Source organism: Alkalinema pantanalense CENA528, from assembly GCF_050753345.1.
GTDB classification, from domain to species: domain Bacteria; phylum Cyanobacteriota; class Cyanobacteriia; order Leptolyngbyales; family Leptolyngbyaceae; genus Alkalinema; species Alkalinema pantanalense.
In genome coordinates this window covers 1-3,122 of sequence record NZ_JBLZFX010000199.1, presented here as the reverse complement: position 1 = coordinate 3,122, position 3,122 = coordinate 1, and the positions used below count along the sequence as shown (strand labels likewise).

At 47.5% G+C, this 3,122-nt stretch carries 3 protein-coding genes; all 3 read right to left on the bottom strand.

Annotated features, from left to right (window positions below):
* Positions 1–105 precede the first annotated feature (105 nt).
* A complete protein-coding gene (locus ACN4EG_RS27465; RefSeq protein WP_431633470.1) occupies positions 106–1,659 on the bottom strand; it encodes an NB-ARC domain-containing protein in 1,554 nt (517 codons plus the stop codon).
* Positions 1,660–1,914: 255 nt separating this feature from the next.
* Entirely contained in the window at positions 1,915–2,451 is a 537-nt protein-coding gene (locus tag ACN4EG_RS27460; protein WP_431633469.1) for a S1 family peptidase, read from the bottom strand.
* Positions 2,452–2,470: 19 nt separating this feature from the next.
* The gene (locus ACN4EG_RS27455; protein ID WP_431633468.1) at positions 2,471–2,818 is read right to left on the bottom strand and encodes a CU044_2847 family protein; all 348 of its coding nucleotides are present in this window, start codon (positions 2,816–2,818) and stop codon (positions 2,471–2,473) included.
* Positions 2,819–3,122 lie beyond the last annotated feature (304 nt).

Genomic DNA, 3,122 nt, shown 5'->3' with positions numbered 1-3,122 from the left:
GCTCCAGACCCTGAACCCACTATGGCTTCATACCGTCAATCGGAACAATCCTTGCAGCGTGAATTCACTGTCCTCAAGCACATTCCGGCTTTCTAGTTTTGTCAGTCAAGCAGATTCATTACCTGTTTGTGTGATTGTACTTTCAGTGCCTTGAATCAGGCATGGCACAGGAGCGATCGCACTTGGCGTTGGAATACGATAGGCAGGAAAAATCTCTGAAGGGTACTCAGGAGTTTGCCATAGAGATAAAAGATACGCTGCTACGATGCCCACAGCAATGGGTGGTAAGACATGAGAGACAATTGGCAGTGGTGCCAGCAGTCCCAGATTATGGCGGGTGACATTTGCACCATCAACGTCTCCTAAAGACTCTCGGAGTGTTAATGCTTGTGTTAAGCAGGAACGGGCAGTACGGCTGTCTCCTAAACACAACGCGCGTGTACCCAATTGATGCAACGCCCAAGCGCCAGATCCCCACTCATTGAGTGCTTGTGAGGATTGAAGTTCCCATTGTAAAACTCGTTCCCAGGTGCCCCACAGTCCGTTAAATGCCAGTGCCCCCTCAAATCCTTGACCCAACTTAATCACGTCGGCATATCGACCAGACTCAAAAGCCCACTGCAAAATATTTGAGATGGCATTAGCATCGTGAAAGACTACATCTGGTTCGATTTGTTTCTCATCCACTAATTGCTTAAAGTAATCTAAAGCACTTTCCCTCAAATGATTTAGTTCAGTCTCTTGATTCAAGATTTCACCCATGTTGGATGTCAGTCTGTATTGAGACTCAGAAACTTGAATCAGGTCTTGTTGGCTTAGAGAATTTAGGTATTCTTCAATCTTGGGAATTTCAACGGAATCAGCACGGGAAATTGCAATCAGTAGTCCTGCGCCTGCTACTCCTAGCACAGATAATAGTTTTAAGATTCGGCGGGCGGGTTCGGGTAGAGATTGGATTCTTCGCTGGGTGAGTGATATTGCAGATGGATCTTGCTTGATTGCAGTAGCAATGTCTTTCAATGATTGATTCTGATTGCGTGCAAGTTTGACGGCTTGCCGAATTTGCCAGGGGTGACCGTTCAAAGTTTCTAACAGGCTCTTAGCGGCTTGGCGATCGTCTTCATCCGTTAGAAAGTTGCTCCATCTCTGTTCACCTGTGAAAGCAGCCCGTTCTTCTAGGGTTAAAGGTCGCCCTACGGCTTGCTCCTGGGCAACCAAGTCAAGAATATCTTCTTCGGAAAATCCTTTCAGCGCTGTTGCCCGTTCACCTCGTTTAAAGCGATCGCCCTCTTCCCAGGTAAAGACGAAGGCTGATTTTGGCATCGTCTGCCGTAACGCAATGAGTTGATCCGCTGACAGCCTAACATCGTCTAACAACACCAAGATCTTTTTAGCTTGCAATGTGCTTTTGATTTTGGTGAGGCTGAACTTGATCCCGCGAATTTTCTCATTGAATCGGTAAAAAATCTCCTCAAGCAAATCTGTTTCAGAGCAAAACCGCGTTGCTGCAAGGTGGACAACACCATCAGGAAAGTCAGACACAATTTCATGGTGGGCAAAATCCTCAAGCAGCATCGATTTTCCTACTCCGGGCTTGCCGTAAAACCCGACGACCTTTTCTTTCCCTTCACGTTTCAGGGCAAATGCTGCATCTTCCAGTTCTGCTTTGCGACCTAGTAAGTCGGGACGCGGAGGCGGTAAATTTAGCGGATTCTGAAGCGCGATCGGTTGGGGTATATCTTTGTCAAAGGGGAGCGGATCGACTCTAACTCCTACTCGTGATAGGAAAGTAAACAGTCGTCTGCCAAAGATAATTTCTCCAATTGCCTTGGGAATCAGCGATCGCCAACGGGTGTCTCGATAATGAAATCCACCATGATCACCTTCGAGTCCATTCCAACGGTCGAAAATTACCTATGCCGGAATTGCCTGTCCACCCAATGCGCGTAGGACATTCTGAATGAGCGGCATACTGCGCTCACTTTTGATTAACCCACATACTTTAGATGTCCGTAGATTGAGCAGTGGCGCTCCACTCAAGCCTGGTTGGATGTTTTCATCCCTAATGGTCAGCAGACGACCTTGATCGGTCGGCCCAACACAAAGTGGATTGACTGAAAAGCCACCTTCATATTTGGGGGGATAACCGTAACTATAAAGCGCATCATTCGGTTGCACTTCTCGGTCTAGATAAACACAGGGATGTTCGGTAAGCGTGACTTTCAGCAGTGCAAGATCAGGATTTCCTGATTCAGTCCGAGCAATACTTGCAATTGTTAGAGGTTCTTCCTTCCAAAGAACCTCGATTTCATAATCTTTTGCGCCTGCTACCACATGGTTACAGGTTAGGATTTGTCCCGGAGCAACAAAGAAGCCAGTTCCTTGATTTTTAGGGGATTTTATCCGAACGATGCACTCCCGAAACAACTCAAAGCATGACTGGTCAAGCACGGATGCCCCCTTCTTTTACCTACTCCTTAGTCCATTCCATCGTGATTTTGAGGTTTGCTTTCCCAGTGCCCTTGACGATCAAAGCGGTTAACTGCCCCGACTCGTAGCCAAACTCGACCCCAAATTCAATGCTGGACTTACTGGGCTTGAACTTTTTCAGACTTTCTACGACTGAACCAGCAATTCCTTCGATCGCATCAGTCACCTCTTTGAGCGATTGGATACTTGCGCCTACGTCAGATTCAATTTCTCCGCCTTCTCCCACTTGGATATTGGAGCCGATGACAGTGGCTTCAACTCTGATAACGGCTCCATTCTCTAGCTGTACTGGAATATTTTCAGTCCGAGACTCTTTAGAATTTTCCATTGTAGTAGGCGATCTCTGATTATACCTTGAGGGAATTATAAGTGATTTCCTTACTTTCAAACATACAAACGAAGCCGATGGATTCTGGCAACTGCGGGGTCTAGTTGAGAGGGCTAACGGTTCGGGTCAGCGGTTGCCGATCCCTTTGCATCTCACCCAAGCGGCTTCGGTCAATCCGCTGCACCCGAATTGTGTACGCCCAGCATGGGCGTGATCTGATGGGGTGAAAGTCCCCTGTGGTGGAACCAACGTCCAAATGACTGCATGCAGTCCGAGTGACGAAACCACTAGCTTAAGGCAAGGG